The sequence below is a fragment of the Marinobacterium sp. MBR-111 genome, from assembly GCF_040547585.1.
Classification (GTDB): domain Bacteria; phylum Pseudomonadota; class Gammaproteobacteria; order Pseudomonadales; family Balneatricaceae; genus Marinobacterium; species Marinobacterium iners.
In genome coordinates this window covers 1-1,791 of record NZ_JBEPQA010000074.1, presented here as the reverse complement: position 1 = coordinate 1,791, position 1,791 = coordinate 1, and the positions used below count along the sequence as shown (strand labels likewise).

Sequence of the window (1,791 nt, the reverse complement as noted above, 5' to 3'; positions counted from 1 at the left end):
CCCCTACCAACTGCGCCAACTGACCAATGCGCATCAGCCTCCTCCCCAACGGATTCTTTACTCTATTGACCTTATAGTAGCTTTATAGTTTTAAATGGTACCACAACATTGTTCAAGTGGAGTCGTATCATGAGCAAATCCTGTGGTGGCGCCTGTGGCGGTGATGCAACGTCCGCAGCGGATACCGATATACAGGCCTCCTCCGAGGCGCCAGGGAGATGGGTCAGTGTTTATGCCGTGCCGAAGATGGACTGTCCATCAGAAGAACGAATGATTCGCCTAGCCCTGAACGGCTTTGAGGAGATTCGGGCGCTGTCCTTCGACTTGTCGAACCGCCGGCTGAAGGTCGTGCATGACGGCGAGGTCGAGCCCGTCACCTCGAAACTGAAGACCTTGGGGCTAGGCGCCTCGCTTCAGGAAACCGTCGCTGCAAATCCGGAGACCATCAAGGCCGCCGAGTTTTCGGCAGCTTCTGCTAAGCAAGAATCCGGGACCCTGCGCTGGTTGCTCGGCATCAATGCACTTCTGTTCGTGGTGGAAATGACTGCCGGTCTGATCGCCCGGTCCACCGGCCTGATTGGAGAATCCCTGGACAATTTTGCCGATGCGGCGGTGTACGGGCTTGCCCTTTATGCGGTTGGACATAGCGTGAAAATGCAGGTACGTGCCGCGCATCTTGCTGGTGTACTGCAACTGATCTTGGCTGTGGGCGTGCTCGTAGAGGTGGTGAGACGCTTTGTATTCGGTAGTGAGCCTGAATCGCTGGTGATGATGGCTATCGCATTCGTCGCATTGATTGCCAATACCAGTTGTCTGCTGCTCATATCCAAACATCGGGAAGGCGGGGCGCACATGAAGGCAAGCTGGATATTCTCGGCCAACGACGTGGTGATCAACCTGGGGGTCATCACCGCCGGCGCCCTGGTCGCGTGGACCGGTTCCAATTATCCGGATCTGATTATCGGCACCATCGCGGGGGGCATTGTACTTAACGGTGCCAGACGCATTTTGGCGTTGAAGGGTTAAATAATGCTCATTATTGGCAAAAAGCTCTCGCCGTATGCCCTATTGTCCATATCGGGCCTGCTGGCAGCGTCTGATCAGGCTGTAAAGTGGCTGGTGCAGCAATCAATGGCCTATGGCGAGTATGTTTCGGTGACCCCGTTCTTTAACTGGGTGCACCTATGGAACACCGGTGCCGCATTCAGTCTTTTTGCGAATGGTGGAGGCTGGCAGCGCTACTTTTTTATCGGAATCGCGGTAGTGGTCTCGATTTTTCTGATCAAGCTGATCCTTGAAAATCGTCATAAAGGAGAAGCCATCGCTTACAGTCTTATCCTCGGTGGCGCCATGGGCAACCTGATTGACCGGGTCTTTCGCGGCTATGTTGTGGATTCCTTTGATTTCTATTGGCGAGACTGGCATTGGCCGGCCTTCAACCTGGCTGATATTGCAATTGTCCTCGGTGCCTTACTTTTCGTTTCCAGCAGCTTGTTGGGTAAAAAAGCAAACACCAATGCCGAGCCGGATGGATCTGACTGACACCTACGCCTATACAACACCATGACCGAACTTCCCGACAACATCCTTCACCTGCCGCAATACCAAGTACTGGGCTGCAAATCAACCGACGACGAAATGCACTTCCAGGTGGACGTGCCCGATCCCATCGCCTGCGAGGAATGCGGCGTGCAGGGTGAGTTCGTACGGTTCGGCAAGCGTGACGTTCCCTATCGTGATCTGCCCATCCACGGCAAGCGGGTCACTCTCTGGGTGGTCCGCCGCCGATAC

3 protein-coding genes are annotated in these 1,791 nt (G+C 54.7%); all 3 read left to right on the top strand.

The features are described from left to right. Positions 1-129: 129 nt before the first annotated feature. Complete coding sequence (locus tag ABIE61_RS18745) at positions 130-1,026, top strand: cation efflux transmembrane domain-containing protein (RefSeq protein WP_004364974.1); 897 nt, start codon at positions 130-132, stop codon at positions 1,024-1,026. A gap of 3 nt (positions 1,027-1,029) precedes the next feature. Beyond that, positions 1,030-1,542 (top strand): signal peptidase II, encoded by a 513-nt coding sequence (gene lspA / locus ABIE61_RS18740; protein ID WP_004863699.1) that lies wholly within the window; start codon positions 1,030-1,032, stop codon positions 1,540-1,542. A gap of 21 nt (positions 1,543-1,563) precedes the next feature. Then, positions 1,564-1,791, top strand: a 228-nt coding sequence (locus ABIE61_RS18735) for a transposase family protein (protein WP_354412402.1), incomplete at its 3' end; no start/stop codon positions are given.

Coding starts and splice junctions, on each gene's coding strand:
- ABIE61_RS18745 (WP_004364974.1), top strand. CDS start 130: ATGAGCAAATCCTGTGGTGGCGCCTGTGGCGGTGATGCAACGTCCGCA.
- lspA (WP_004863699.1), top strand. CDS start 1,030: ATGCTCATTATTGGCAAAAAGCTCTCGCCGTATGCCCTATTGTCCATA.